The sequence below is a fragment of the Priestia sp. YIM B13489 genome, assembly GCF_042787645.1.
GTDB lineage: Bacteria > Bacillota > Bacilli > Bacillales > Bacillaceae_H > Priestia > Priestia megaterium.
This window is the reverse complement of sequence record NZ_JBHZOQ010000053.1, coordinates 2,775,590-2,802,144: the sequence shown is the minus strand read 5'-3', so window position 1 is coordinate 2,802,144 and position 26,555 is coordinate 2,775,590. Positions and strand designations below refer to the sequence as shown.

31 protein-coding genes are annotated in these 26,555 nt (G+C 37.6%); 15 read left to right on the top strand and 16 right to left on the bottom strand.

Annotated features, from left to right (window positions below; translation table 11 throughout):
- Positions 1-25 precede the first annotated feature (25 nt).
- Positions 26-289: a GlsB/YeaQ/YmgE family stress response membrane protein gene (locus ACFX4W_RS20105; RefSeq protein WP_377559975.1), complete on the bottom strand. Its 264-nt coding sequence runs from the start codon at positions 287-289 to the stop codon at positions 26-28.
- Between the two features lie 198 nt (positions 290-487).
- Here ACFX4W_RS20105 and ACFX4W_RS20100 point away from each other — a divergent pair, with 198 nt between their 5' ends.
- The 3 genes from ACFX4W_RS20100 to ACFX4W_RS20090 all read left to right on the top strand — a co-directional run bounded on the left by ACFX4W_RS20100 (position 488) and on the right by ACFX4W_RS20090 (position 2,493).
- Positions 488-1,252 carry a GNAT family N-acetyltransferase gene (locus ACFX4W_RS20100; protein ID WP_043981473.1) on the top strand — a complete coding sequence of 255 codons (765 nt, stop codon included), beginning with the start codon at positions 488-490 and terminating at the stop codon, positions 1,250-1,252.
- 143 nt (positions 1,253-1,395) lie between these two features.
- Positions 1,396-1,872, top strand: a complete 477-nt coding sequence (locus ACFX4W_RS20095; RefSeq protein WP_014459392.1) for a hypothetical protein — start codon at positions 1,396-1,398, stop codon at positions 1,870-1,872.
- Positions 1,873-2,010: 138 nt separating this feature from the next.
- Complete coding sequence (locus tag ACFX4W_RS20090) at positions 2,011-2,493, top strand: hypothetical protein (RefSeq protein ID WP_043981474.1); 483 nt, start codon at positions 2,011-2,013, stop codon at positions 2,491-2,493.
- A 36-nt stretch (positions 2,494-2,529) separates the two neighbouring features.
- On the opposite strand, the gene ACFX4W_RS20085 is transcribed toward ACFX4W_RS20090, so the two are convergent.
- Positions 2,530-3,363 (bottom strand): STAS domain-containing protein, encoded by an 834-nt coding sequence (locus ACFX4W_RS20085; protein ID WP_043981475.1) that lies wholly within the window; start codon positions 3,361-3,363, stop codon positions 2,530-2,532.
- A gap of 239 nt (positions 3,364-3,602) precedes the next feature.
- Positions 3,603-4,385 (bottom strand): YtvA family blue-light photoreceptor, encoded by a 783-nt coding sequence (gene ytvA / locus ACFX4W_RS20080; RefSeq protein ID WP_043981476.1) that lies wholly within the window; start codon positions 4,383-4,385, stop codon positions 3,603-3,605.
- Positions 4,386-4,537: 152 nt separating this feature from the next.
- Between ytvA and ACFX4W_RS20075 the strand changes: the two genes are divergently transcribed.
- From ACFX4W_RS20075 to ACFX4W_RS20065, 3 genes are all read left to right on the top strand, one after another.
- Positions 4,538-4,801, top strand: coding sequence for a hypothetical protein (locus tag ACFX4W_RS20075; protein ID WP_080781662.1), 264 nt, complete (start codon positions 4,538-4,540; stop codon positions 4,799-4,801).
- A 354-nt stretch (positions 4,802-5,155) separates the two neighbouring features.
- Positions 5,156-5,821 (top strand): cobalamin B12-binding domain-containing protein, encoded by a 666-nt coding sequence (locus ACFX4W_RS20070; RefSeq protein WP_034650750.1) that lies wholly within the window; start codon positions 5,156-5,158, stop codon positions 5,819-5,821.
- On the top strand, positions 5,808-6,632 hold the full coding sequence (locus ACFX4W_RS20065; protein ID WP_025751158.1) for an STAS domain-containing protein: 825 nt from the start codon (positions 5,808-5,810) through the stop codon (positions 6,630-6,632). The genes ACFX4W_RS20070 and ACFX4W_RS20065 overlap by 14 nt, the downstream gene beginning before the upstream one ends.
- 85 nt (positions 6,633-6,717) lie before the next feature.
- Here the strand turns inward: ACFX4W_RS20065 and pdxR are convergent, their stop codons facing one another.
- Positions 6,718-8,151: a MocR-like pyridoxine biosynthesis transcription factor PdxR gene (gene pdxR, locus ACFX4W_RS20060; RefSeq protein ID WP_043981477.1), complete on the bottom strand. Its 1,434-nt coding sequence runs from the start codon at positions 8,149-8,151 to the stop codon at positions 6,718-6,720.
- Between the two features lie 144 nt (positions 8,152-8,295).
- Here pdxR and ACFX4W_RS20055 point away from each other — a divergent pair, with 144 nt between their 5' ends.
- Positions 8,296-9,213 carry a DMT family transporter gene (locus ACFX4W_RS20055; RefSeq protein WP_043981478.1) on the top strand — a complete coding sequence of 306 codons (918 nt, stop codon included), beginning with the start codon at positions 8,296-8,298 and terminating at the stop codon, positions 9,211-9,213.
- A gap of 113 nt (positions 9,214-9,326) precedes the next feature.
- On the opposite strand, the gene ACFX4W_RS20050 is transcribed toward ACFX4W_RS20055, so the two are convergent.
- Complete coding sequence (locus ACFX4W_RS20050) at positions 9,327-10,241, bottom strand: LysR family transcriptional regulator (RefSeq protein ID WP_013083830.1); 915 nt, start codon at positions 10,239-10,241, stop codon at positions 9,327-9,329.
- Between the two features lie 409 nt (positions 10,242-10,650).
- Here ACFX4W_RS20050 and ACFX4W_RS20045 point away from each other — a divergent pair, with 409 nt between their 5' ends.
- Positions 10,651-11,754 carry a citrate synthase/methylcitrate synthase gene (locus ACFX4W_RS20045; protein ID WP_043981479.1) on the top strand — a complete coding sequence of 368 codons (1,104 nt, stop codon included), beginning with the start codon at positions 10,651-10,653 and terminating at the stop codon, positions 11,752-11,754.
- Positions 11,755-11,809: 55 nt separating this feature from the next.
- On the opposite strand, the gene ACFX4W_RS20040 is transcribed toward ACFX4W_RS20045, so the two are convergent.
- Positions 11,810-12,274, bottom strand: a complete 465-nt coding sequence (locus tag ACFX4W_RS20040) for a DUF4306 domain-containing protein (protein ID WP_230183450.1) — start codon at positions 12,272-12,274, stop codon at positions 11,810-11,812.
- A gap of 188 nt (positions 12,275-12,462) precedes the next feature.
- Between ACFX4W_RS20040 and ACFX4W_RS20035 the strand changes: the two genes are divergently transcribed.
- Positions 12,463-13,347 (top strand): diacylglycerol/lipid kinase family protein, encoded by an 885-nt coding sequence (locus tag ACFX4W_RS20035; RefSeq protein ID WP_043981480.1) that lies wholly within the window; start codon positions 12,463-12,465, stop codon positions 13,345-13,347.
- A 28-nt stretch (positions 13,348-13,375) separates the two neighbouring features.
- Here the strand turns inward: ACFX4W_RS20035 and ACFX4W_RS20030 are convergent, their stop codons facing one another.
- Positions 13,376-13,939 carry a YitT family protein gene (locus tag ACFX4W_RS20030; protein WP_016764744.1) on the bottom strand — a complete coding sequence of 188 codons (564 nt, stop codon included), beginning with the start codon at positions 13,937-13,939 and terminating at the stop codon, positions 13,376-13,378.
- 359 nt (positions 13,940-14,298) lie between these two features.
- On the opposite strand from ACFX4W_RS20030, the gene ACFX4W_RS20025 reads away from it, so the two are divergent.
- Positions 14,299-15,468 (top strand): MFS transporter, encoded by a 1,170-nt coding sequence (locus tag ACFX4W_RS20025; RefSeq protein ID WP_043981481.1) that lies wholly within the window; start codon positions 14,299-14,301, stop codon positions 15,466-15,468.
- Between the two features lie 184 nt (positions 15,469-15,652).
- Positions 15,653-16,099 carry a GNAT family N-acetyltransferase gene (locus ACFX4W_RS20020; protein WP_043981482.1) on the top strand — a complete coding sequence of 149 codons (447 nt, stop codon included), beginning with the start codon at positions 15,653-15,655 and terminating at the stop codon, positions 16,097-16,099.
- 328 nt (positions 16,100-16,427) lie between these two features.
- Here ACFX4W_RS20020 and ACFX4W_RS20015 read toward each other — a convergent pair whose 3' ends face one another.
- Positions 16,428-16,784, bottom strand: coding sequence for a hypothetical protein (locus ACFX4W_RS20015; protein ID WP_043981483.1), 357 nt, complete (start codon positions 16,782-16,784; stop codon positions 16,428-16,430).
- A gap of 67 nt (positions 16,785-16,851) precedes the next feature.
- Positions 16,852-17,718 carry a YitT family protein gene (locus ACFX4W_RS20010; protein ID WP_013057742.1) on the bottom strand — a complete coding sequence of 289 codons (867 nt, stop codon included), beginning with the start codon at positions 17,716-17,718 and terminating at the stop codon, positions 16,852-16,854.
- Between the two features lie 162 nt (positions 17,719-17,880).
- Between ACFX4W_RS20010 and cobT the strand changes: the two genes are divergently transcribed.
- Positions 17,881-18,918, top strand: coding sequence for a nicotinate-nucleotide--dimethylbenzimidazole phosphoribosyltransferase (gene cobT, locus ACFX4W_RS20005; protein ID WP_237074425.1), 1,038 nt, complete (start codon positions 17,881-17,883; stop codon positions 18,916-18,918).
- A gap of 58 nt (positions 18,919-18,976) precedes the next feature.
- On the opposite strand, the gene ACFX4W_RS20000 is transcribed toward cobT, so the two are convergent.
- On the bottom strand, positions 18,977-19,111 hold the full coding sequence (locus ACFX4W_RS20000; RefSeq protein WP_013057740.1) for a hypothetical protein: 135 nt from the start codon (positions 19,109-19,111) through the stop codon (positions 18,977-18,979).
- A 318-nt stretch (positions 19,112-19,429) separates the two neighbouring features.
- On the opposite strand from ACFX4W_RS20000, the gene ACFX4W_RS19995 reads away from it, so the two are divergent.
- The gene (locus ACFX4W_RS19995) at positions 19,430-20,110 is read left to right on the top strand and encodes an FHA domain-containing protein (protein WP_043981485.1); all 681 of its coding nucleotides are present in this window, start codon (positions 19,430-19,432) and stop codon (positions 20,108-20,110) included.
- Between the two features lie 15 nt (positions 20,111-20,125).
- On the opposite strand, the gene ACFX4W_RS19990 is transcribed toward ACFX4W_RS19995, so the two are convergent.
- From ACFX4W_RS19990 to ACFX4W_RS19980, 3 genes are all read right to left on the bottom strand, one after another.
- The gene (locus ACFX4W_RS19990; RefSeq protein ID WP_043981486.1) at positions 20,126-20,893 is read right to left on the bottom strand and encodes a class I SAM-dependent methyltransferase; all 768 of its coding nucleotides are present in this window, start codon (positions 20,891-20,893) and stop codon (positions 20,126-20,128) included.
- A 193-nt stretch (positions 20,894-21,086) separates the two neighbouring features.
- Positions 21,087-21,548, bottom strand: coding sequence for a DinB family protein (locus ACFX4W_RS19985; RefSeq protein ID WP_043981487.1), 462 nt, complete (start codon positions 21,546-21,548; stop codon positions 21,087-21,089).
- 120 nt (positions 21,549-21,668) lie between these two features.
- The gene (locus ACFX4W_RS19980) at positions 21,669-21,944 is read right to left on the bottom strand and encodes an AbrB/MazE/SpoVT family DNA-binding domain-containing protein (RefSeq protein WP_013057736.1); all 276 of its coding nucleotides are present in this window, start codon (positions 21,942-21,944) and stop codon (positions 21,669-21,671) included.
- A gap of 412 nt (positions 21,945-22,356) precedes the next feature.
- Between ACFX4W_RS19980 and rpsN the strand changes: the two genes are divergently transcribed.
- A complete protein-coding gene (rpsN, locus tag ACFX4W_RS19975; RefSeq protein ID WP_043981488.1) occupies positions 22,357-22,626 on the top strand; it encodes a 30S ribosomal protein S14 in 270 nt (89 codons plus the stop codon).
- Between the two features lie 29 nt (positions 22,627-22,655).
- On the opposite strand, the gene ACFX4W_RS19970 is transcribed toward rpsN, so the two are convergent.
- Positions 22,656-24,176 carry an N-acetylmuramoyl-L-alanine amidase family protein gene (locus ACFX4W_RS19970; protein ID WP_377559967.1) on the bottom strand — a complete coding sequence of 507 codons (1,521 nt, stop codon included), beginning with the start codon at positions 24,174-24,176 and terminating at the stop codon, positions 22,656-22,658.
- 560 nt (positions 24,177-24,736) lie between these two features.
- Between ACFX4W_RS19970 and ACFX4W_RS19965 the strand changes: the two genes are divergently transcribed.
- Positions 24,737-25,270: a GrpB family protein gene (locus ACFX4W_RS19965; RefSeq protein ID WP_013083815.1), complete on the top strand. Its 534-nt coding sequence runs from the start codon at positions 24,737-24,739 to the stop codon at positions 25,268-25,270.
- Positions 25,271-25,306: 36 nt separating this feature from the next.
- Here ACFX4W_RS19965 and ACFX4W_RS19960 read toward each other — a convergent pair whose 3' ends face one another.
- Both ACFX4W_RS19960 and ACFX4W_RS19955 read right to left on the bottom strand, forming a co-directional pair.
- Entirely contained in the window at positions 25,307-25,987 is a 681-nt protein-coding gene (locus ACFX4W_RS19960; protein ID WP_025751171.1) for a DUF4397 domain-containing protein, read from the bottom strand.
- Positions 25,988-26,102: 115 nt separating this feature from the next.
- Positions 26,103-26,540 (bottom strand): hypothetical protein, encoded by a 438-nt coding sequence (locus tag ACFX4W_RS19955; RefSeq protein ID WP_016764734.1) that lies wholly within the window; start codon positions 26,538-26,540, stop codon positions 26,103-26,105.
- Between the last annotated feature and the right edge of the window lie 15 nt (positions 26,541-26,555).

Here is a 26,555-nt window from a genome sequence, read left to right as displayed (position 1 = left end):
GTTCTTTTTCTAATATAATAATTTATTAGGCATGTTTATGACTGTCACGCATTTTTCTCATAATGAAACTTACGATTAACACTAAGATGATTGATCCGATAATAGCAGGAATAATAGCAAATCCACCTACAACTGGTCCGAAGCTTCCAAAGATAGCTGAACCTAACCAAGAACCGATAAAACCGGCAATAATGTTACCAATAATACCTCCTGGAACGTCTCTTCCCGTAATTAATCCGGCAAGCCACCCAATAATACCACCTACAATAAGTGCCCATAAAAATGACATAAATATCATCCTCCTTTTTAATGATGTATTGCTTATATAGGTTAGTACCCCACTTAAAAGAAAACTATTCATAGAATAGCAAAAAAAATAAAAAAAACTTGTAAAAGGATTTAAGAACTGCGATAGAGTCATAGAAAATAGACTAATTAGTATATAATAGAAAACGGAACATAGTTTAGAAGAGAAAGGAGACATGAAGTGAAAATAAAAAATCAAAGCGATATAGTAGAACAGCACTTGATTCAGCACTGGATGTATTTTCAGCATACGAAGAAATCTGTGAAGGTGGATACATCAGAAATTAAATGGATTTCTGCATCTCCTTACAATCGCGGCATATATGCAGGAACCCGTCACATTGAGCCTGCGTTAGGGATATGCTCTTCGGAAGGGGAGGAACCTCTATGGATTGTCGGTCCATCTTCATATGATAACCTCGGGCCAGTTCTTCATAAAAATGGATTTGTTCCTTATGAAAAATGGATCGGAATGATTCAGCACATTCAAGAAAAAGAATACATACATACAGGAGTAGAAGGGTTTCAATGTAAGCGAGTGCACACAGAAGCTGAATTGAAAGAATGGATAACGGTATACATAGACGGCTATCAAAAACCAAAAGAATATCAAGCTGACTTTCTTAAAAGGTTTAGAGAGCTTATGCAACACGCTGACCAATATCAGTTATATCTGGGCCTTTATCACAACCAGCCAGCTGTAGCTGGGTCTCTCTTTTTTTATGACGGTACAGCTGGCTTGTATTGTATCACTACAGCTAGACATATGAGGAGAAAAGGCCTGGCCACCGCATATTTGAAGGAAGTTCTTACTGAAGCAAAAAAACATGCGGATACGTGTATTTTGCATGCTACAAGTGCAGGAAAGCCAACCTATGAAAAAATTGGTTTTACAGCGGTTAACGAATTTGATGTATACAGGTGGAGAAATAGAGATGGAACGTAATGTGCTGCAGTTTGTGAGAAAAAAGACAAATTTCGACAAATTTTTAAAAAAAGTGTAGCTTCCACTTCGTTTTTGGTGTATCCTAGGAAAAAGCAGCAGCATGAGCTAGTGTTGTACATAGAACACAGATAAAAGGAGTCATTATGAAACATTTTTTTAAAACGAGCACGTTTTGGATAGGTTTGGTTGTCGGAATCGCGCTCACATTTGGGGGATATTTTACTGTTACTAGTATTTATGATTATTATTTAGGACGAGAACAGCTGAAAGTATTGACTGCCTCTCAGAAAAACCTTCAAACTGCTTTTAAAGAGTATAATCAGCTTATGGCCGAAAAAAAAACCAAAAAGCAATTTATCAATGAACTCGATGATATTTCAAATACTATAAACTATGAATATAATGAATTAGCTTCCCTTGATCCTACGATGAAAACGATGTATAAGCATACGGGCGTCATCGATGATATGGAACTGATGATTGATAATATCGATAGCATCTATGAATTAACGATGAATGATCACAAAGACGCAACAAAACCGCTTCAAACCTACGTATCTGATTTAATGGAATATGTAGAAAAAGATATGAAAAAAGAAATAAGCATGCTAAGTAAATAGAACAAAACAGCTGTCTAAACAAATAGGCAGCTGTTTTTTTGTTGATTATAAAAGGAATCTTTTGGTTGCAGGCGAAAGAGTATATTATGCACCCACTCGCTTACGTGCACCACGTTTACAAAAAAGGGAGGACATAGTATGAAGAAAGTGGTGATTATCCTATTTAGTTTGTTTTCATTAGCCGCATGTCAGGTTCCTACAGCTGAAACGCTTGAAGATTCTTATCCACCCGCTATAAAAATAATAGCGGAAGGCAAAGAAGCCATCATCAAGCCCTTATTCTTTTGCTGGACCGAATGTGAAGCTGATTTTGGCGAACGAAGAAATTTTCGACAAATTGTTATGAAAAATAGTATTCCCGTCTCTGAAGGTGGTCAAGTGTCCATTAAAATAGATGGTAAAAAACCTAATGCCCTTTATTACAAACAAATTCGTAATCAGTCTATTTATGAAAACATAGTAGAAAAAAAGGACATAAAAAAAACATCTGCTATTACAGTAGATTCTGCCTCTCACAGTGACAGTGATCGGTATATACTCGTAGCAGATTGGAAAGATAGCAAAGGGAAAAAGTTAATTGGGCGTGTCTACTACACCCCCGTAAAATTTGAAACACCATAGATATGGCTCTCTATGCTGTAATAGAGAGCCATATGCTTAACCAATAGAATTAAGTGCTTGTGCAAGAGAAGAAGTAGTTTTAACATGTTCAAATGAAAGCCCTAAACGAATGGCAGTTTGAGAAATTTCCGGTCGAATTCCAGATAAAATTGTTTGCACACCAATTAAACGAAGAGCTTTTACCAAATTAAAAATCTCTTGTGCCATCATCGTATCAATCGTAGCTACCCCGAGCAGGTCAATACATAAATGTTCAACGCCTTTTTCCGAGCATTGCTGAAGCGTGTTTTCTAAAATAAACTGACTTTTGACCGTTCCAATATCCCCCACAAGAGGCAGAAGTGCAACTTTGTTTTGAAGCATGATAACAGGAGAACTTAATTCATTAATTAACTCTTTCTGAGCGTTCAGCTGCTCTTGCGTATTTTTATGATATTCTTGAATAAAGATATAAATAGATAGATCAAAAGCTTTAACAATAATGTCATACCACATAAATATCTTATCTACGCTTACCTCATTCGAATGCAAAGAGATAAACTTCTTTAAGTAATTAACGGCAATTTTTTGGGAATTAAAATATTCTCGAATAATAAAGTGAAGAGGCGTACTTAAATGCTTTGGATCACGCGCTAGTTCTATCGACCACTGCTGAAAATCTGAAAAAAAATACTCCTCATCTCTTATAAATACGTCAAATAAATGCTGAAAATAATCTTGATTTTGCTGCTTCAGTTCTTTCACAATTGCTGGATTTTTACTCGAATAGACAGAGAACTCATTTTCATCGTCGAGCTGATTGTACCAGTCTTCGGTTAATTGAAGAGAATGTTCTTTGAAAAAATGATATAAGTCCTGATTTTTATGCATGAAGACTCTCCTTATATATGTATAGTCTAATTGATTTAATAAATAAAGGCATAAAAGCATCCCCTGATCTAGAGTGAGGATGCTTATAAATAAATCCATTATGAAGCGCATTTATTTTCCTATACGCCTTGTTTTCCCTAACTGTATACTCTCAAACCCAATTTATTAAAAAATAAACATTTTTTGACTACCATATTCATGCATTTTACCTATTTTTCATAAAGAACCACTTCTTGTGCTTATAGCTTTAGCTTGGGTAAGGCATCTTTAATGCTTTGATAGACTAAAATAAAGGACATATCATCTTCCATAGTGCTCATATGTATGGCCATGTCAGGAGAAATTCCTGTTAAAACAAGCTGAGTTCCCATGAGCTTCAGCCAATTGTAAATATTAAGAATATCACGGCCGAATGAATCATTAAATCGCGCTAACCCTGAGACGTCTAGGATTAAATAACGGTCTTTGCTGCTTGTGTTACGCGAGGTGAAGCTATTAAATAGCATTTCTATACGCCGTTCGTTTAACGTTCCGATTAATGGAAGAACAGAGATTCCTTCCTCTATTGGCACGATAGGGGTGGATAGCCTTTCAACTTCTTCCAAAGCTTGCTGTAGCTGTTCCTGGGCTGTAATCTCTATTGTTACATCTTTTTGAACGCCAATAAAGTAGTATTTATCTTCTTCTTCTATATATGTCGGGTCAATCGTTAGCTGATTATGAAAGAAAGAGCCGTCTTTTCGATAATTAACGAGCGTAACAGAGACTGATTGATTGCGGCTAATAGCGCTGCGAATTTCATCAATGTGGTGCGGGTTTGTTAGAGGCCCTTGCAGAAAACGGCAATTTTCTCCTAATACTTCTTCTTCCTTATAGCCGGTCATAAGGGAAAACCCTTGATTGAGGTAAATAATTGGGTTATCAGGCAAAGAAGGGTCTGTCACGATAACGCCAGATTGTGAGCTATGAAGGGCTTTATTTAAAATGGACCATTTTGAATCTTGAGCTTCAGGTGTAGTCAATGCATTCCCTCATTCCTTGGAATTTTTATAAAAATATTGTGACATAAACACATTAAAAAAACAATTTTCGACGCGTTTGCTCCTAGAGAAAGAATGAAGATAAGGAAAAATATGTTATAATAGTTTCAGGGGCAAAGGGAGTGTGAACAAACGTGATAACCATCAATTTATTTAATGTTAGTTTCTTTGTGATGGCGCTAGTAGGCTTTATTCTTATTTTTTGTTTGCGTCTAAAGTTTAACCGGCCACTGTCATTATTTAAATGGTCTTTTTTGTTCGGAACGGTGCTGCTGTCGCTAAGCTTATACTTGTTTATGGCGACCAGCCAATATATTCATTTGATATGCAATACAATCGGCTCAGTTATGACAGCGCTCTATCTTATCAGTATTATGGTCGGAGCAGAAGAGTCATAAATACATATGTTTGAAAGTCTATTGAAAGTGGAAAAAAGGAAAGATGCATAAAAGAAAAAGAGACGCACTTACATTCTTTTAGCCGACGAAATGATAACAACTTGAAAAACACCTCGGTACAAAATGCCGAGGTGTTTTTCATAAATAAAAGGAAAAGGAGAATATTTAGAGAAATACTAGTCATATTTTACTGAGTGTAGTAAAATAAAAAGTTATTATTCTATTTTTAGGTTGTTGCTATTGGCAACATGTGTTAGTCTAAAAGTGGTATACATTTTAGGCGATCTTGAAAAAGAGAGACGAGAAGCTTTTATTCAAGTTTCTTAAAAGCTTTACGTTTACTGAGGTGAAACAATGAAATCTCAAGTACAAAAATTTGTAGGCTATTTATTAGCTGGTGATCAAGACAGCGCTTGGGAAATTGTGCTGGAAGAAATCCAACAGGGAAAGAACAGCCTAGATATTTATGAAAATTTAATTACAACCGCAATGCGAGTAACTGGAGATATGTGGGAAGAAAATATCATTTCTGTAGCTGATGAGCATGTTGCAACTACGACATGTGATTATGTGCTAACTCGCTATCGCTTTTATAAAAAAATTCAGGGACACGCTTCAGACACCGCTCCAAGGGCACTGCTTCTATGCTTGGAACAAGAACAGCACTTCATTGGTTTAAAGATGGTGGCTTTATTGTTTGAGGAACATGGTTGGAATACTCGCTTTTTAGGGGCCAATCTCCCTCTGGAATACGCTGAGAAAATGGCTATAGAATGGAAGCCGCACATGGTAGGATTATCTGTCAGCATCCCTTATCATATTGAGAGGCTTGCTGAATACACCAAAACTTTGGACAAATTAGAACCAAGACCAACGGTAATGGTAGGAGGGCGCTTAGTTTCTCAAATTGATTTCCGTTCTTACTGTTCTGAGCATACACGCCTAATTCCGGATCTTTACCAACTAAATAACTGGTTACTCAGTTATCACAAAGGAGTGGAAGTTAATGTCGATGCTTGAATATGTTCCAATTCCTTACTTTTTAGTGGATACTGAATTTAATATTTTGGAATGGTCGCAACAATCAGGTCATTCATTTAAGCCTTCAGCTAATTTTTTAGATCTTGTAGACGTATTTAGTCAAGAAAAGGCAAGAAAGTTTTTAAGCTTGCGCCAAAAAGATTCTCGAGAATTGTCTGTAGACGAACCCCATGATGAGCAAACGCTTGTCCAAAGCCGAGGCCAGGCTATTCAGAAAGTAGAGCTCGTGATGCAAACCAATGATTCGCCTTATTCACTGTTTGAATGCTTAATTCAATGGGATAGCGATATAGGTCATTTAGTTTGTATTCGCCAAGATGAACGTATACAAGAGTTAACGAGTCTTGTTCAAGACCATCGGAAACGATTAGCAGATACAGATTTTGAACTGCTTGAACAAAAAGAACGTCTTGAAAAATCATTACAGAAAATCAAGCAATTGTCCGCTTCTTTTATTAAGTTATCCTCTAAAGTAGGACTTATACCTCTTTTTGGAGACTTAGATACAGATCTTGTAGCTGAAAATACGTCCATTTTGCAAAACTTTGCGCATGAAGGAAATTACACCACGCTTCTATTTGACTTTGGAGGACTAGATATATTAACGACCGAAGGAATTCAAGCTTTTGCAGGCTTTATGCAGTCCTTCTATCTCATGGGTATCACATGCTATATTATTGGCATGAAGCCGCACCATACGGCTGCTTTGAAAAATAGAACGTTTGGTGATCAAATTATTTATATGAATAACCTGAGTGAAATTATTGCTGTGAATAAAAATGTGAGTTAAAAGAGTGGAGGAGAAGAAAGTTATTCTTCTCCTCTTTCTGTATACACTTCTCTTCTTATAATTAAACATCTATTAAAGAATCTTTTTATATTTCAGCTGAAAGAATGGCGTTAAGACGTTGAAGTCCTGTGTTCAAATCAGTATCACTAAGGAGGGAATAGCTTATTCGAATGTAAGCATGAAGCGGTCTATGAACAAAACAAGCTTCACCAGGTAAAAAGCAGATATTGTGCTCCTGGGCTTTTTTTAATAACTCAAATGTGTTTACTTTTTGAGGCAGTTTTAACCATAAGTTGAATCCTCCTTTAGGAACTTGGAATTGAACGGATTCGGAAAGAGACGAAAGCAGATCGCTTGCATGATCTCTTCTCAGTTGCAAAGCGGTCCTCAGTTTTTCCATGTGATGTTTCATTCGCTCAGTGCGTAAAAAAGCTAGCACGGCTTTTTGAGTTAGTAAGGGACTACCAATATCCATCAGTGCTTTAACCGCATATAGCCAATCAAATACAGAACCCTGTGCATAAAGTAATCCTATTCGAAGTCCTGGAGCCAAGGTTTTACTAAACCCCTTCAAGAACAAAACATGCCCATTTTTATCAAACGTTTTGATCGGTGGAGGCACCGATATATCATCGAAATAAATCTCTCCAAACGAATCATCTTCAACAATAAAAAAGTGATACAATTCGGCCAAATCAACTAGTTCTTTGCGACGCTGTCTGCTCATTAGTATACCTGTAGGGTTTTGAAAAGAAGGGTTCACGTACAAAAGCGAAGGCTTTATTTTTTGGCAGACTTCTTCTACTAAATCAGATTGTATTCCTTCTTCATCTAGTTCAATTGAAATGACATTAACACCTTTATTGGTGAAGACATCAATTGCAGCTCCGTAGCATGGACTCTCTACTATAACCGTATCCCCTGGCTTTAAAAGCGTTTGAGCAATTAAATCAATACCTTGCTGAGCGCCACTTGTAATCATAATTTCATGAGGATCAGCTTTTATTCCTTGCTCTCTCTGTAAATAAGAAGAAAGCTCTATGCGAAGCTCACGATCTCCCTGAATTGGACCGTATGTCGCTAAAACAAGCTCATCGGCACGTAACAGACTTTGCATTTCTTGCGCTAAAAACTGATTAGGAAGGAGACGAGGGAAAAGAATAGCCTGAGAGAAATCATAATATTTACGATCACGATTTAAGCTATACTGAGAGCGCGTGATATTTACGTTTAATTCATCTTGCCATGAAAAATTATTTAATACCTTGGAAGAACCTTTAGTAACCCCTTTAACAAAAGCTCCTTTTCCTGACTGTATTACGATTAATCCTGATTTTTGTAAGAGCTGATACGCTTTTCGTACCGTTAATAAGCTTATTTCTAACTCTTGTGATAGCTTGCGTAAAGAAGGGAGCTGATCACCAGGTTTTATCATGCTCGTTTGGATGCGATAACGAATCTGCTCATAGATTTGCTGATAAATGGGGGTAGAAGATTTTTTATGTACATTAAATCTCATTGTGTCACCTAACTATTCTTTTTCTTTAGTTAACCTCAAAATAAGCATGGGCGCAACTGGAAAAACAGCAACTGTTATAGTCAAGGTTTTACTGTTATACTTCCTTTCTTTTATACTCGTGGCATATTTAAAGGAGGAAGATATATGATTATTATTAATTACGTACTTATCTGTTTTATTTTCGGCACGACATTTTTAACTATTAAATTAGGGATTGAAGCAGGAATGCCTCCACTTTTCTCAGCCGGAACTCGCTTTCTTTTAGCAGGAATCTTAGTAATCTCGTACTTTGCATATAAAAAAGACGTTCGACGCTCGTTATTATTTTCAAAAAAAGTGATGATGGTAGGGTTTTGTTTGACCTTTATGACATTTTCAACGCTCTATTGGGCAGAACAACATGTGACATCGGGTCTTGCAGCTGTTTTATCTGCTACTGGCCCAATGATAATATTGCTTATTCAAGTGATGCAAAGAAAAATGGAATTAAAAAAAGAGCAGTTATTGGCTTTGCTCCTGGCTTTTACCGGTGTTATTTGCATTTCACTTCCAAATGTGACAGCCACTATGTCTTATTCGTGGACGTTAGGGTGTATCATTATCATAGTAGGAGAGGTATTTTACGGCATAGGCAGCAATTATTCGAAAGCCTTGTTAAATGAACTAAAAGAAGTGTCACCATTTTTAATTAACGGTATTCAAATGTTTTACGGGGGAATATTTCTGCTGGTGCTATCTTTATGTACAGAGCAGATCCATGTTTCAACTATTATCCCTCGAAACGCAGTATGGTCTATTGTATATTTAATTTTTGTTGGTTCAATTGCTGGACACGGCTTATATTATTGGCTCATCGCCCAAACAAATCCGGTTTTTCCATCTACTTGGTTGTATGTATCTCCTTTAATCGCGGTGTTAATCGGCTATGTAGTCTTAAATGAAGCTATTACGCCTTCTATTATTGGCGGAGGCCTTCTTATTTTAATAGGAGTGTTTATGGCCAATCGTGAAGCTTTGGGAGTACATTTAAAAAAAGGTGTGCTATTCAAAAAGCAGCTGTAAAACAAGTCGCCATTTGCTGACTTGTTTTTAGTTGATCGCAAGACAAAAAAGATTGAAGAAAGATATAAAAGATGACTAAAAGCCTCTTCCTAATGAAAGAAGAGGCTTTTTTGTTAAGAGTTTGCTGACATCGTATGAGACGGTAAAATGATATCTTGGTCGACGAGAAAGGATAAAAGTTCCCGTGTAGCATATGACATATAGCGATCTTTTTTCAAAATGATGCCGAGCTCCCACATTGGAGTAGGTGCGGCAATTGGAATACTTTTAATAAAAGGGTTATTGATCTTTGGAAACACGGACTTTGGTAAAATTGCAATACCTAATTCAGAAGCGACTAGTTCAATAATTAGGTCCCATTGAGAACTTTCGTACGCTATTTTCGGATGAAAACCCGCTTGAATGCACTCATGAATAATGCGATCATGAAGAGAGAAATCTTTGCTGAATAGGACAAACGGTTCTTCTCTAAGCTCGCTCAAAGCAACGATTGATTTAGCTGCCAGCGGATGCTCGTGATGAATGTATAAATTAAACTCTTCTTCAATAAACGGATAGACGTGAAAAAGAGGGTTTTGAATAGGCAACACGATAATGCCAAGGTCTACTTGTTCGTTTTCTACAAGTTCGACAATTCGCTTTGCGCCAAGCTCCACAAGCTCTAATTTCACCTGAGGATGTTTTGATGTAAAGTTTTTTGCAATCATCGGGAAAACAACAGTCCCTACTAAAGGAGGAATTCCTACTTTAATATCTCCTGTAGGGAGATTTCGTAAATCATCTAACAGAGCATGCAGCTCGTGAAGAGTGGATACCAGCTTTTGGCTTTGCCCATACACAATCTGTCCTGCATCGGTTAACGTCAGCTTTCGAGTAGAGCGATCAAAAAGATCTACGCCGAGTTCTTCTTCTAGTTTTTTTACAATTTTACTTAATGCTGGCTGAGACAAGTGAATTGCGGCTGCTGCTTTTGTGAAACTTTTTTGATTAACTACTTCCATGAAATGTTGCAGTTCTCGAATATCCATAAATTCTCCTCACTAGTATTCTTAGTTTTCATACTATTTATTCTATTTATCTATTTTACTTATGATTCAAATAAATGTAAACTCTTACATAAGGAAGTGAATAGTGATTCATCTAAAAATAGTACATCAAATTCCTCTAAATACGTTAGAAACCCGCATGTTTGTAAGCGTTAACAAAAAAGCACCCTCGAAGAAAATCCTAGAAAAATATTTTTTTCTCCCGTAAAACAAAGCCGCGAGCGCAGAAATAACGCGTGTTGAAATGTTCATTTTGTATACTGTTCTGACAATTAAGAAAGAGGAATAAAATGGTATAGTGCACCACTAAGGTGAGTCTATTCATTCTGCAAACGAGCCGTACATAGAAAAAAGGGCCTGTTTGTTAAAAATAATTGGGGGAGTGGTTGAGATGACATACGTTAAAGGATTAGAAGGAATCGTTGCAGCTGAAACAAAAGTAGGGCATGTTGATGGAGAGAAAGGTCAGCTGATTTATCGCGGATATTGGGCAAAAGATTTGGCGATCAATTATTCTTTTGAAGAAGTTTCTTATTTAATTTGGAACGGCACGCTGCCAAATCATGATGAGTTAAAAGTATTTAAACAAAAAATGGTGACTCATCGTACGCTTCCGGCTAATATTGTTGCATTAATGGACTGTTTGCCAAAAGATACAGAAGTGATGAGCGCGCTTCGCACATGTATCTCAGCTTTAGGAGACCCTTCATACAGCTGGCCTCCGACAAAAGAGCAGGCACTTGCGATTACAGCCGTCACACCTACCATTATTGCCTATTGGTATCGTAAAATGAATGATTTAGAAGTAGTAGAGCCTAACGAGCATTTGGATCATGTAGCAAACTATTTATATATGATTAACGGAGAAATTCCAGATCAAAGTTTGGTTACTGCACTGAACGCATATTTTGTTTTGACAATTGAGCATGGGATGAACGCCTCAACCTTCTCATCACGCGTTATTTCATCTACCGAATCTGACATGGTTTCAGCTATTTGCGGAGCAATTGGCGCGATGAAAGGTCCGCTTCACGGAGGAGCTCCTTCTGGTGTTATTACCATGTTTGATGAAATTGGAAGTGAAGAGAATATTGAGCCTTGGGTTCGTAAAAAATTAGATAATAAAGAGAAAATCATGGGATTTGGTCATCGCGTTTATCGTACACATGATCCAAGAGCAGAAGCATTAAAAGAAGTATCGAAACAAATCTCAGGAGACAACGGGCTATTTGATTTAATTGTTAAAATTGAAGATAAAACCATTGAATTACTCAATGAATACAAGCCGGGTCGAGGCATTTATACCAATGTAGAATATTTCGCTGCAGCGGTTATGAAAGCGGTTGAGCTTCCGTCTGAACTATTCACACCAACCTTCACAGCAAGCCGTGTAGTTGGCTGGACAGCTCATGTCGTAGAGCAGTCAGAAAATAATCGTATTTACCGACCTCAGTCTGCGTATATAGGTTATACGCCAGTTGAACAAAATCAATAAATAAACTCGCTTTCACATAAAAAACGTCGGTAGATCCGACGTTTTTTTCATATGGTTAAATATATTCTTTTTGAGAATAAAATTGCTTTAATAAATAGAATAATCCGACTGCTAAGCATAAACTTGCTGCAGCTAAGCTAGAGGTAATCATGGCGTGCTCACCTTCGGTAGGGGTATGTGAAAGTTTATAGCTGCTGTAGCATAAGAGAGCTGTGATACATAAACAGCAGGAGCTAATCAATCCATACCGCTTTTTGAAGCCAATAATAGATAGTAATACAATCAAATAAATTCCGCTCACCATCATCATAATTGGAAACTGAGGGTGGAATTTAATTGTATATAACAAATAATCGATGTGAGAATAGTGATGAACCGCCGAGGACTTTGTTAGCCCTCCGGTCAAACTAGCTGATAAAGGTCCTTCAAGCATCGAAGAGCCGTTATACCAAGTAGCGACTGAGGAAAGTAAAAAAACAAAACAACTTGCAAATAGCTGCGTCATGCATTTTATTGACACGTATAGAAAGCTCCTCTCAATAACCATCTTTTGTTAATACAAGTCCGAAAATTATTATAGCAGGTTTTGAAAGTAAAAAAAGTACTATTGGAATGGTTTCATAAAACGTTCATATTTGAAAAGGTTTGTTTTTTTAAAAGAAAGGGAAAAAAAGTGAAACGGAAGATATGAATAGAGGAGAGAGAAAGATGAAGGCAGCAGTGATTTTGAATCCAAACGCAGGAAACAAAAAATTAGTAAATGAAATTGACTTTATATGTGATCGGTTAAACACTGCATTTGAGACGGTTACTTTATATAAAACAGAGCAACCTGGAGATGGCGCCGATCTGGTAAGGAAATTGGAAGGCAAAGCGGATGTCATTATTGGAGCAGGAGGAGACGGGACAATTTATGAGCTCATCAATGCTCTTGCTCCGCTGCAGCAACGTCCTGTATTTGCTATTTTACCTGGTGGAACGTGCAACGACTTTTCGCGTGCAATTGGAATGAATCAAAATCCTTTAAAGGCAGTGGAGCAAATTATAGAAAAGCAGACGGAGGCAGTGGATGTTGGAAAACATGGCGAAGATTATTTTTTAAACTTTTGGGGAATCGGCCTCGTAGCTGATGTATCTGAAAATATTTTGGAAGAAAATAAAGAGAAATTTGGTAAGCTCTCTTACTACATGAGCGTAGGCAGAACTTTAAATCAAGCAGAGCCTTTTCAATTAAAAATTACGAGCGAAAAAGCTTCCTATGAAGGAGAAGCTGTTATGGTGTTAATTGGAAACGGCCCTTTTTTAGGAGGAACTCGCGCTATGCTAGGAAACAGCTCATTTCAAGACGGATTATTAGATGTATTCGTTATTAAAGAAATGGGAATCGAGCCGGTTATGGCATGGTTACAAACAAGCCCTGATGAGGAACAGCTTAACCCTGAAAGCAACCTTATGCATTTTCGTGCAAAAGAAGTTCATATTGAAACTACTCCTGAAAAAACGGTAGATTGTGATGGAGAAAAAGAAACGACGACACCTTCAACGGTTACGGTTCTCCACAATCACATCAATATGATAGTCGGAAACAGATAAAAAAACGCTGGAAGTTCCAGCGTTTTTTTTATGAAGACAGCCATCGCGGAGAAGTAAAGAGCATAATCATTATGCTGCTCATCGTAATAACAAGCATGGAGTAGCAAAAAGCAGTAAATCCGATAATATGTAAGCCCACTATCATAATCGTACTGTCTAAGATAAAAATGGTTATTCCTATATTGATTTTCCATTTTTTCGATACAATAATGGCAATTAAATCAAGCCCATCCGAACTGATGCCGTAGCGAAGCATCAGTCCTATTCCCATTCCTACGAGTGCGCCTCCAAGCAATGAGCTAAAGAGCAAAGGAAGCTCTAGCGTGCCTTCGAGAATAGACAGCCATTCTGTCATAAAAAAAGAAACAAATAAACCTATACTTCCGTAAAAAAAGTTTTGACGATGACGAAAAAAAGCATATAAATAGACAGGTACGTTCAAAAAGAAAATGGACAGTCCGATAGGAGTTCCAAACACATAATATACGATAAGTCCAAATCCTATAAGTCCACCGTCTAGTAAGTGATACGGAGCAATAAATCCGTTTAGCCCTAGTCCAATTAATAAGCTGCCACAGCAAATCGAAACCACCCTCGAAAAAATATTCCTCACCCTATACGTTAAATTTTAATAGGAGTACTCGTCCCTCTATGTATATGGCGAGCTTAGGTTATTTAGAAGTGAAGAAGAAGAAAAAGAAAATTATGTAAAAAGTATTGATTCTATAACTCTGATATTCTATAGTTAATCTAACTTCGTTTTCACGACAATTTCTTGATTTTTTACGATACTGTTTAACTGTTTGTATTTTTACTATATAAAAAAGGTTCGTTCTGCAAAAAGCATACGATTGTAATAATTCGATAAAAGCAAGCCGCTATATAAAAGGGGTTGATTACGTGTAGGATTCTCTTTCTTTTCAGTCATACTAAAAAGAAAGAGGGATTGTCGTGAAAAATCGTTCCGTACTTTTTTTATGGTTTGGTCAAAGTCAAGCCAATTTAGCAGATGTATTATATATTGTTGCGTTAATCAGTATTCTTTATGCTCAAAATAGTTCTCCTGTGCTGCTTTCATGCATTCCATTTACCATTACGACTGCTAAGTTTTTGAGCAGTTTTATTGTGCCTTTTCTTATAGATCGCTACAGGGCTAAGCGTATTCTTGTTGTGTCTCAGCTGTTAAAAACCAGTGTTTTATCTATGTTTTTCTTGTGGCATATGTCGCTTATCAGCATGCTGTGCTGCGTGGCGCTTATTGCTTTTTTCGATGGGTGGGCAGCTCCGGTTCAAAGCTCTATGCTTCCTCATTTAGTAGATAAAGAGAAGCTGTTGAAATGGAACAGTATGTTTAACGTCACTGATCAAACGATTCAAATTGCAGCCTATCCGCTTGGAAGCTTTCTGATCATTAGCTGGGATGCTACTGGCCTTTTATGGCTGTCATTTTCGTTATTCAGTTTGTCAATCGTATTTATGCAGGCTATTCGCATTAACGCTCATTCTTCTAAAATGAAGCAAAAACAAGGGTTAAAAGAGGGATGGAAGCTAATTTGGCATTATCCGCGCCTGCGGGTTTTATTAGTCATGGAGATTTTAGAAGGAATGGCTGCCGGCGTTTGGGCATCAGCAATTGTCTACGTGTTTGTGAAAGAGATATTAAATAAAAATGAAGCTTGGTGGGGATATATCAACAGCAGTTTTTTTGTTGGAACGGTTCTTGGAGGTTTCGTTTTGTTAAAGATTTCAGTTGAACAAGAGAAAAGTCTTTATCATATCGTAACACTAGGCAGTCTTTTATCAGGTTTCTTTACATTATTGTTCGGAGTGATGCCTGCTCCTTTTCTTTCACTTTTACTTAGTTTTGCTATTGGCATTGCCCTTCAAATAAGCGCTACATGTTCTTACACGCTTACACAAACGGCCGTTCCTTTAGAAAAGCTTTCGAAGGTACTTTCCGCTACGCTTAGCGTTTCATATGTGACGTTTGGGCTTTCGGTGCTGCTGCTTGGAGCTGTTGCTTCGCTAAATGTAACGGCGGCGTTTCTAACAGCAGGAGGACTGATTGTAATCAGCGGCTGTGTAGGTTTATTCTTGCGAAATTATGCGCTTGCTAACTAAAAAAGGTTGCTATTTGCAACCTTTTTTTAAACATCGTATTTTCTCTCATCGACCATAAGCCGTATAAGGTTGTTTGCTTTAAATACCCCTTGTGTAAAAGTAGAGAGCTTTTCACGAAAACGAAAGGAAAAAGAGTATGGCTATCGAATTATGTTAAGAGCGTTGAGCTAAAAGGAGTGATTAAATGGTTGTCATTCGACAGGCGGTTGAAACTGATCGAGAGCGACTGGCTACGTTAATGCAAGAATATATAGTGAAATTCTGTGAGCAGCCTGCCCCTTCCAGGAAAGTTTTAACTTTACATATTAAGCGCTTATTGAATAATCCTTCCTATGGTATCCAGTTTGTTGCTGAATTGGAAGGGAAACTAGTAGGTTTTGCGACGGTGTACCTATCGTGGAACACCTATTATTTTAAAGAAACAGCCGTCTTAAAAGACTTGTACGTATCTCCTTTAAACAGAGGAAATAAAATTGGTGAACGTTTGTTTAAGATCTGCCTGGCCTATTCTCAAAAGTATGAGTTTGCAGGGATGACCGCTGAGTGCAGCAGTGAAAATAAAGTGGCTCAAAACCTTTATCAAAAAATGAACGGTAAAGAAAATGCAGGGGTTCAATATCGTTTTTTTTAAGAGAAGTGCAGCTTTTACTTTTAAGACTTCTACTAAATGGCAAAAATATGTTATAGTATGAAAAGTGAAATTGATGAAAATGTCGGTGGGCTATATGTTAGATGATCGTATCAATAGTAGGGGGAAGTTGGACTAGCTGTTTGAAAGGCGGCCATCCTATTTTTAGTATAGCCGCAAGGAAGGAGCAGGACCTTGAAAAAAAATCCAATCTTAAACGCGTGGAAAATAGTAACTGCGACGGGCGGTTTTTTACTTGCGCTGTTTATCTTTAAAGTCCGAAAAGGAAGATAACCATATAAAGAAAGCTCCTCGATTGAGGAGCTTTTTATTATTTAGTAATAGGAAACTTCAAGGGAGTCACTGTTGATAAAGAACCTCTGTAAGAATGATAGGTGAAATAATGACGTGTTGGACTATAAATAGTCATGTAAAGTAAATAATCATATTTCGTTTCCATATAGAAAAAAACCCCGTCTGCGCGCAGTGTATAAAAAGAGTACGAAATCCCGAGCAGCGTTTGCTTTTGTACGCTTGTGCTTGGATTTTCTTTAATCCATTCATACAGTTCAAACACACTCACTCCTGGTGATGATTGCAGCGTATGTACTTTGTCATATAACTTATCAGATACATCGGAAACCGACTGTTTTAATTGGTGAAATAAGTTGGACATTTGTTCTTTCATAGTGGTGATCTCCTTTACCGGTAGTCAGCTATTAGCATGCTCAGAGAAATCCACGCTTATGTATAAGTTAGTGGATGGCTGATTTGAATTTGCCGCCATGCGCTTCTTGGGTATCCATAATGGTTGTAAAGGCATGCGGATCTATTTCGGAAATAATGGTTTTAAGCTTGGTAATTTCTAAACGCGTCACCACTACGTATATGACTTCTTTTTCCGTACCTTCAAATCCGCCTTTACCATACAGTTTCGTCACACCACGGCCTAGACGATGCGTAATAGCATCTGATAGCTCTTCATAGTGATTTGAAACAATAAAGGCTGCTTTTGTTTCATCAAGTCCTTGAATAATCGCATCGATTGTTTTAGAAGCAATATAGTACGTAAGGATCGAGTACATGGCCTGTTCCCAACCTAGCACAAAACCTGCCCAAGCAAAAATGAAGATATTTAAAAACATCACAAATTCGCCCACAGAAAACGGGATTTTTTTTGTTAATAAAATACCTAAAATCTCAGTTCCGTCTAACGCTCCGCCGTGACGGATGACCGTTCCTACACCTGCTCCTAACAGCAGCCCGCCAAATACAGTAGCAAGAAGCGGTTCAGATGTTACAGCTGGAACATGGTGCAACTGAGATTCTACAATGGATAAAGCAACAACTGCAAACATAGATGAAAAGCAGAAGTTACGACCAATTTGTTTGTATCCACTATATAAAAAAGGGAGATTAAAGATGATGATAAGAAGACTGAACGGCAATTTCGTTAAGTAAACTAAAATTAGAGAAATACCGATAATACCGCCATCAATTACAGAATTTGGGACTAAAAATAATTCGATAGAAACGGCAGCCAAGGAAGCCCCAATTAACATCATAATGTAGCGATAAATGAGCCGACCTGCCTTTTCCTTTTTGTGCTGTTTCGTTGTCATAAAATCTTTCCTTTCAAAATACTGCCTATACGCAACTCTTACTAGTATAACTAAGTCTTGGGAACTCTATCCAATTATCTACTTTAAAAAAGACTAGCCAGAATAAACAAAATCCTGTTAAATTAAACGGTAGACATTTGCTGAAATAAAGGAGCTGTACATATGATAAACGTTTATATTCCAGCGCTTGAAACAAGCGCTGGCGAAAAAGCGGCACGCTATATTGATACATTAACCAAACCGATAGGAAGCCTTGGAAGACTCGAAGAAATAGCAGTGGAATTAGCGGCCATGACCGGGGAAGTTTTTCCGACAGTCACGCCGCCAGGAGTCCTCGTTTTTGCAGGCGATCATGGAATTGTAAAAGAAGGAGTTTCAGCTTATCCGCAAGACGTAACGGCACAAATGGCGCTGAATTTTTTGCAGGGAGGAGCAGCTATTAACGTGTTTAGTCAGCAAATAGATGCCCAGTTCAAACTGATTGACATCGGAATTGCTTCTGACCTTTCCCATACGGACCTTGTACAACGCAAAGTGAAGCTGGGCACAGCAAGTTTTTATAAAGAAGATGCGATGACGCGCAGTGAGGCAGAACTGGCTGTTCAAGTCGGATATGAAGAAGCTGAAGAGCTTATTGCCCAAGGAATTAAATGTTTGATTGTAGGAGAAATGGGCATCGGAAATACTACATCAAGCACGGCTATTTTAGCTGTATTGACAGGAGAAAAAGTCTCTAAGCTTGCAGGAATGGGCACAGGGATTTCTGACGAACAACTGCGCCACAAAGTGAATGTGATTGAAGAAGCGCTGCAAAACAGGCACATTAACCCTCAGGATCCGATTGATATTATTAGTAAAATAGGGGGGCTTGAAATTGCCGGGATGACAGGTGCTATGCTGGCGGCAGCTGCTCACCGTATTCCTATTTTAGTAGATGGTTTTATATGTACAGTTGCAGCCCTTCTAGCGACAGAAATCAATACACAAGCAAGAGACTATATGTTTGCTAGTCACGAATCTGTTGAACAAGGTCATGCGTGTGCAATGAAGCTTCTTGACAAGAAACCGCTCCTCAACCTCAATCTTCGTTTAGGTGAGGGAAGTGGAGCTGCTGTTACATTTCCACTGCTGCACTCAGCTTCACTGATGATTGCCAATATGGCCACATTTCAATCTGCGGGAGTGTCTGAGAAAGAATAAACCTAAAAAAGACATGGGAACAAAACCATGTCTTTTTTCTTTATTTTATAAAAAAATCTTATATTTTTAACATCATAAACCAATAAATGCTAAAGCTAGCACCTGTTAAAATAAATGATCCAATAATTAACAATACCAGTGCAACGCGTCGTTTAATCGCTTGAATTTCTCTATCTTTTGGCAAACGTCCCATTGGTCTTCCTCCATTATGTAAATATTTCACGTATTTTCCTATTTTACTTCGCTTTAAAAAGAGAGAACATATGTCAAAGTTACTAAAAATCAAATTATTTTACAAAAAAATTGTATCCCCGTTACAGTAGGGCAAAGAATACGTATTTTTTCAGTTAGAAAAGGACTGCTCTAAAGGTTTACTTACATGGCAACAACCTTTATCATATAACTGACTATACTATGATGTTATCCAAAGTTGGAAGAAATCTCAATAAATGTGAGTGTTATAATTACATGATAAGAGTCAGAAAATTTCAAAAAAGAGTGTGAGCAAACAATGAACGGTATGTTGATTATTCGGAACGGTGCTCCTTTTTATGAAGGAGCTTCCGTGCCTATTCCAAAAGATAAAGCCTGTATTATCGGACGAAGCAGTGAAGAATGGGAGCCTTATCTGGCCTTCCAAAGTGCTTACATTTCACGCAAGCATTTTGAAGTAACGTACGAAAGCAATGCCTTTTTCATTACAGACTTGTTTAGTAAACACGGGACAAAAGTAAACGGAGAAGAGTTACAGCCTGGAACCCCTCGTTTATTGAAAGAGCAGGATGTCATTACCTTAGCAAATGAGGAGGCAGCTTTAGTATTTAGAAATGATGATATGGATGCAACCCTCGATTTAGGACCTTTGCTAAAACAAATAAATAAGCCATTTTACACATTAGATCCAATTTTGCAGAAAGTAAAAGTAAAAGAGGAAACGTATATTCTGTCAGATAAAGAATACTCGTGCTTAGCTTATCTTCTAGAATACAACAATCAATTTGTTTCAAAAGAAGCATTAAAAAAAAGCGTTTGGCCTGAACGAGTAGAGTCAAATGGAGAAATTCTAGTAGCAGCAGAAGAGCTGAATGCGCTGATTTACCGGGTTCGCAAAAAAATAGGAACATATTTAGAAATCGAAGTGATTCGAGGAAAAGGGTATTGGCTGCACTTTAACGAAAATGGACGTGAATAGAATCACGTCCATTTTTTAATCTCGTTTTACAGCATGTACACGTATATGTTTAGCTTCTGCTAGCCAAGATCCATTTTGAAATAGTTTGTCTTGCATTCGATTTTCTAAGCGCGTAATGAGAACATTTTTAGTTTCTGTCGTCACGTGAGCAAAAAGAGGGGCTGCATTTGTTTCCAGCCAATTACGCAAGCCGTTTTCCCCTTTTAACAAGAAGGGACGGCTGTAGTGAATAGCCGTGGTGACTTGAAAATTCTGTGATTCCAAAAGAGAAGAATATTCAGCTACAGAAGGAAAGTACCATGGGAAATCTACATCGTTATAAGGGATATCAAACGTTTTAAATTGACGAATGATTTCTGTGAAAATTTCGTCCATGTTTCCTTTTCCCCAAAATTCTGCTACAAATCGGCCGTTTGGTTTTAAAGCATTGTAAATGTTTTTAATGACAAGGTGAGGGGGATGGATGTCGTGTAAAGTTGCATTTGAAAAAACTGCGTCAAATTGTTCGTAATAAGGAAGGTTAAGGGCATTTAACTGTTCAAAGGATAGAGTCGGGTACTGATGACGAGCTTGTTCAATCATATTTTCAGAGCAATCGATGCCCGTTGCACGGACATGAAGCTTATGGAGCTGCGAAATAAATTCGCCAGTGCCGCAGCCAATATCTAAAATATGTTCGCCAGCTTGAGGAGAAAGAAGGTTCATAGCACTTCCTCCAAATGAAGAAACAAACGGAAGATGATACACTTGAGCAATTTTTTGTTGGTTAACAGTTTGACTCATGAAGTGATTCCTCCTTTGTAAAAGATGATGACTATCGTTTTATAAGAAGAAACAAGCTTTGAATAGTAGATATGAAGTTATTGATAGAATTATACCATATATCTTACTTATTATGCCGAAAACTGCAAAGAAAAAGCGCACCAAACTTCTAGCTTGGGCGCTTACAAGCACGAACTATTTTATAACCATTAACTTAACCAAACTGAACAAATAGGGGAAGATCCGTATGATCCATCTCACGTACGTAGACGTATAAATTTCCTTTATGATGAATTTCATGGTCAATGGCCATTTGTAAAAGTTGACTTCCAGGAAGCTTTCTTCCAAACGCTGCAGTGGCGTCAATTGTTTTGTTTAAATCATCTTCGCTAAGTGAACGTAATACGTCTACTGTTTTTTGGGTATATTCAGCTGCAAGGTCCGATAATGACTTACCGCTAAAATCAGCTTTTTGACCAAGTGGCGATAAATCACCGGATTTTACCACTGATGCAAATGCATAAAAGGATGTTAAAATATGCGTAGATAAGTCAAAAGCGGACATAGATGTCGGGGCAGGCTTGTATTCGTAGTGATCTGCTTCAATTTTGTTGATTAATTCATTAGTTACGTTTCGATGTGCTAAAAAGTGATGAGTCATTTGTTCAACTGTCATGATAAAAGGCTCCTTTATTATGTATTCGCTTCTGAGTATAGCATCTGGAAATCAGAAAGCGAAGAAAAAACTTTAACAAAAAGAAAAACAGCTGCATGTGAGCAGCTGCTTTTCTTTTTATTAGAAATTACGTTGTTTTAATTCTTCAAGCAATAACTCCATACCTTCGCGGCTTAAAGTTAATTTGCCATCTGCGATTGTTACGTTGTCAGAAGATACTTCGCCAGTAATCGCACAAGCACCGTTCGGCTCATATTTCTTTAAAATAATTCGATCTGTTTCGACAAAAATTTCAACAGGATCTTTTACATCTATTTCAAGAACACGTCTTAACTCTTTAGGAATTACGATACGACCTAAATCATCTACTTTTCTTACAATACCAGTCGATTTCATTTTTTAATCACCTTTACTTTTATATTTTATTGAGTACGCAAAATATTATTTTTGGAATTTCTAAGATGATTATATACTAGATAACCGCTAAATTTGTCGAAGTTATTAATATGTAAATGAACTGTAATATTATTGAAATATTATCTGTAAATACAAATCCTCCTACAATATGGAATATGTAGGGCTCTTTGTATGATATAGGAGATGCAGGAATTAATTACATTTGACATACAATTTTTTTTATGTTTATACAGCAGCGTGGGGGTAGAGTACATCTAAGCGTGAAAGCAAACAAGTTGAAAAAATGAAGCAAATATGATTAAATTTAAAAAGTAACTTGCTCAAAATAATTAAATCGTAATGATTACGTATTTCAAATAAAAATTATTAAAACGAAAGGATGACAAAGAGTTTGGCTAAAAAATCAAAAGTGGTAAAAGAACAAAAACGTCAAGAGATGGTAGCGGAGTATGCGCAATTACGCCAGGAGCTGAAGGAAAAAGGAGATTACGAAGCGTTAAAAAAATTGCCTAGAGATTCTTCACCAACGCGTTTAAATAATCGCTGTCGCGTTACCGGTCGTCCGCGAGGCTATCTTAGAAAATTTGAAATGTCACGCATCGCGTTTAGGGAATTGGCCTACAAAGGACAAATTCCAGGGGTTAAAAAAGCAAGCTGGTAGTATAAAAGCCCTCATTATGAGGGCTTTTATTATTTATTAGCTGCAAAATATCGAGCAATCCCTTGGTAAATACCTGTAGATATTTGCTGCTGATACGCGTTAGAAGAAACAACTTGCTCATCGTGAGCATTTGATAAAAAGCCTAATTCAAGAAGTACAGCCCGCTGGTTGTTTTCTCGAGTAACATAATAATCTCCAAAACGAACCCCCATATCCTTCATAGAAGGCGCGTTTTCAGCCATGCTTTCTTGAATGTATTTTGCTAATTCTTTATCTTTAGATTCACTGTAATAAAATGATGCGATGCCGTTTGCAGAAGATGAAGTAGACGCGTTATAGTGAATGCTGATAAATGCATCTGCATGCTTTGCTTCACTAACATTCACCCGTCCGCTCAGTGAAATAAAAGTATCGTTTGAACGCGTCATAAATACATTTGCTCCAGCATTAGCTAAGCGGCTTGCCACAAGTTTTGCTGTTGTTAACGCTAAATTTTTCTCAATCGATGACTTGCCTGAAGTGCCAGGATCATATCCGCCGTGCCCAGCGTCTACTACAATAATTTTATCTTTTAAAGCAGCAGATGAGGAAGGCAAGCTAGCTGAAGTTGTAGAATCAGCCGCAGCTGTTAACCCTTTTGATACCCATGCTGTTTGACTGGCAGAGTATTGAATTTGCACCCAGTCATTCGTTTCGTTTACTTTTTTGAATCTTTCACCTGCTTTTGCTACACGGATAATTCCAGCACTTAAACTCGGCTGAGTGCGTAAATTTGAAGCTTTTGTAATTTGAATCGACTGGGCTGTTTGTGAAGACTGTCCAGAACCTGTTTGTAAGTATTGACTTGCCACCCAGCCTGTTTTGCCGCTTGCTGTTTTAATCTGGGACCAGGATCCGCTTTCTTTTAACACGGTTACTTTTGCATTTCGCGGTAAGTTCGTCACGATGGACGCGCTTGTGCTCGCAGAAGAACGAACGTTTAATGAACTGGCGTTAACGACCGCTGGCTTGGTTGCCGTAGACCCAGAATCTTTAGCTGGCGCAGAAGAACCGGAGTCTGCTTTTAAGTACTGACTTGCCACCCAGCCCGTTTGACCGCTTGCCGTTTTAATCTGTGACCAAGACCCGCTTTCTTTTACCACCGTTACTTTTGCATTTCGCGGTAAGTTTGTCACGATGGATGCGCTTGTGCTTGCAGAAGAGCGAACGTTTAATGAGCTGGCATTAACGACCGCTGACTTCGATGTCGAATTTGCGGTAGACGTACTGTTTATTTGCGTTTTATTTATGTATTGAGATGAAATCCAAGCTTCTTTACCGTTATAGGTAATTTTAGCCCATCCTTTGCTTTCATCTACTATATCAACGGTGTTTCCCTTCGTTATTTTTCCAACGATAGCACCGCTTGTACTAGGCGTTGCACGTACATTTAACGATGTAGCAGTTACTTTGGCCGATTCAGCTGCATCTGCATCAATTGAATGCAAAAGCAATGAAGAGCTTAAAAGAACAGAAGAAACGGCTGTGTACATGACATGTTTTTTATTCATTTTTTCCTCCTTGCAAATTACAAATTTCAACATAAGGTTATTGGTATACAAAGCATATATCGGCAAATAGTCCAAAATTTTGAGTTAAATCTACTATTATCTCATAATACCGATATTATCCATCATACTATATGTCGAAATTCAATTGTATAATGAATTTGAACTATCTGCCATCCTTAACGATAAAATTTTACATTAATGTAAAATATAATTATATTAAAGGTGGAATTTAGCGATATTAAAGACCTTTAATCCTTTGTTCATCTACATTTTGAGGATATGTCTTCTACTAGTAAGAACGTAAAATAGTATAAAACAGCTGAGTGTGAATATGATAGAGGAGAGATAGAAAATAAAAGCGTATCTATCTTTTGGAGGGGGAAACATCCACAATTATGAAACATGTAGAATAAAAATAACAAAAATATATAAAATAATACAAAGCCTGTCTGGAGGAGTATAAAGCTCGTAGCATAAACTAAAAGTAAATAGTTAGAAAATTCTTTCTTTTTACTTTGAAACATGGTACAGTATAAAAAAGTGAAAGGGTGGAAACTGATATGCGAAAGATTGTTCAGTATGAAACAAAGTGGTCGCTTTTGTATCAAATGGAAAAAGAAGCGTTGCTTAATACACTAAAAGATTTTTCAGTAGACATCGAACATATTGGAAGCACGTCCGTTCCAGGATTAGCTGGTTCACCAATCGTTGATATTTTAATCGGAGTCAAACGCGAAGAAGATATAAATGAAGTGCGCGCTATATTAAAAAATAAATCTCACGTATATGTAGCGGAAAAAGAGATGTTTGTCTTATTAAAAGAAGGCGTTCCAGCTGCACACTACCCTCCAATTATGACAGCTAAAAATGCCCGTAAACTCATTCCACATGATGCGAGAAGAAGTCATGTGTACGTAACGGTCAGTGAATCACCTTACTGGAACGAACGAATTAATTTCAGGGAGCAGTTACGCTCGAACGAACGTGCTAGAAAAAAATATGAAGGTATGAAATACGAGCTTTCAAAACGACTGTGGAACGATATTTCTACCTATGAGTACAAAAAAGAGGAATTCATTCAGCGCAGTCTATAAAAAACGTCATTTCAATTGAAATGACGTTTTTTTTAATTAATTATCTTGTAAAACAATGGTCTCAAGCTTGTCAGCAGTATTTACTGCGAGAACCGTATAGTTTTTACCGCTTTGAAGATTTGTTCCAGGAAGACTTAGTATTTCTTTTCCATCTGCCGTGGAAACAGATAGATCATACGAACCCGGATTTACTACTTGATAACCTGAAATGCTTTTAAAAGACAGATCTTTAAATAAAGGAGCAGCACCTTTAGGACCTACGTTTACCGCAGGAGCATCAGGAGATAAATGAGCAACACGTAAGCTTGCTTTTCCATCCATTCCTTGCTTATTATTCGTGAAAGCTTGTAGTTCAAGGTTTTCTGCTTTATTTACAGCGGCCACTGTATACGATTTTCCGCCGTCTACAACAAGGGTAGCTTCGATGATGGAATCTTTTGTCCCTTTTGTCTTCGCTTCGTATACTTCTACTTTATGAGAACCGGCTGCCAAAGGCAAAGAGTTGGCGACATCTTTAAACTTTGCTCCTTCTACTAAAGCTTTGTCATCCACAAAAATGTCTACAGCCGGAGCATCCGGTGAAGCATGAACGATGCGAACTTCTGCATTTTGAGCTGTTCGCTCATCTGCAGCAGGAGGTGTTTCAGCGGCAAATACTAACATGCGGCTAAGTGCCAAGAAGGCAATCACTGCTGCCATTACGAATAGTCGTTTCATCAAGTATCACTCCTTTTTTAGTATACACAGCTTTATGTAAAGAGAAGGACTGTGCAGTTGTTAGCGTATACTAAATAAAATCAACTATTCGTTTGTTTGTTAACTTTTGATGTGTTTACTGAGATTTCTGACGAAAAAATCGAAGAATAGCCAAAATATTGTACAGAGCTGTTAAGAGCCATGTCAGTAAAAAGCCTAGGCCAAGCCCAATATTGGCATCTATATACGTATGCGTGAAGTCATCATATACGACGTAGGAAAGAGGAGCAATCGACAGTAAAAATAGAAGAAAAAACAAAAGCGTTTTCCATTTGTTTGAAGTGAAGGTTAAACAAAAGAAAAGGAAAGCAGCGAACAATAGAAGACCGTCTCGAATAGCCCAAGGTAAAACGCCGATATGTGGATTAGCAAGAAGAAAAGTCGGAACAATTGAAAGGAGGAAAAGGAGAGAAAGTAAAGTCACGTGAAGAGTGTGCTTTTTTGTAAAAGCCGGCACCAATAAAAACGCTGCGGTTGCGCTTAAAAGAAAATTACAAATTAAAATAAACTCCATATCAACACCTCATTT